We start from the raw sequence: 808 nt of genomic DNA, 5'->3' as shown, positions 1-808 counted from the left end.
CTAGTTGAGGCGCTAGTTGATGCACTTACTGATGCACTGGTCGAGGCACTAGTTGATGCACTTACTGATGCACTGGTCGAAGCGCTGGTTGACGCGCTAGTTGAGGCACTCGTTGAGGCGCTGGTTGACGCGCTCGTCGATGCGCTGGTCGAAGCGCTAGTTGAGGCACTTACTGATGCACTGGTTGAGGCGCTCGTCGATGCACTAGTTGATGCACTCGTTGACGCACTGGTCGAGGCACTAGTTGATGCACTTACTGATGCACTTACTGATGCACTCGTTGAGGCGCTCGTCGATGCACTGGTCGATGCGCTGGTTGACGCACTCGTCGAAGCACTCGTTGAGGCGCTAGTTGAGGCACTTACTGATGCACTCGTTGAAGCACTAGTTGAGGCACTCGTTGATGCACTCGTTGATGCGCTGGTTGACGCGCTCGTCGATGCGCTGGTTGACGCACTCGTCGAAGCACTCGTTGATGCACTAGTTGACGCGCTCGTCGATGCACTAGTTGATGCACTCGTTGATGCGCTGGTTGACGCGCTCGTCGATGCGCTGGTTGACGCACTCGTCGAAGCACTCGTTGAGGCACTTACTGATGCACTCGTTGAAGCGCTGGTTGACGCGCTCGTTGATGCACTGGTTGACGCGCTCGTTGATGCACTAGTTGAAGCGCTAGTTGATGCACTGGTCGAGGCACTAGTTGAAGCGCTCGTTGAGGCACTAGTTGATGCGCTAGTCGATGCGCTAGTTGACGCGCTCGTCGATGCGCTAGTTGAGGCACTTACTGATGCACTGGTCGAGGCGCTAG

Annotated in this window: 1 protein-coding gene; it reads left to right on the top strand. The window is 55.9% G+C overall.

All coding sequences use genetic code 11. The annotated features are described in order from the left end of the window. Positions 1–808, top strand: an 808-nt coding sequence (locus DTK66_RS10750) for a DUF445 domain-containing protein (RefSeq protein ID WP_191668669.1), incomplete at both ends; no start/stop codon positions are given.

Source organism: Limosilactobacillus walteri (assembly GCF_014830205.1).
GTDB classification, from domain to species: Bacteria; Bacillota; Bacilli; order Lactobacillales; family Lactobacillaceae; genus Limosilactobacillus; species Limosilactobacillus walteri.
Note: the sequence above shows the minus strand (reverse complement) of the source record. Positions and strands in the feature narration are given on the sequence as shown.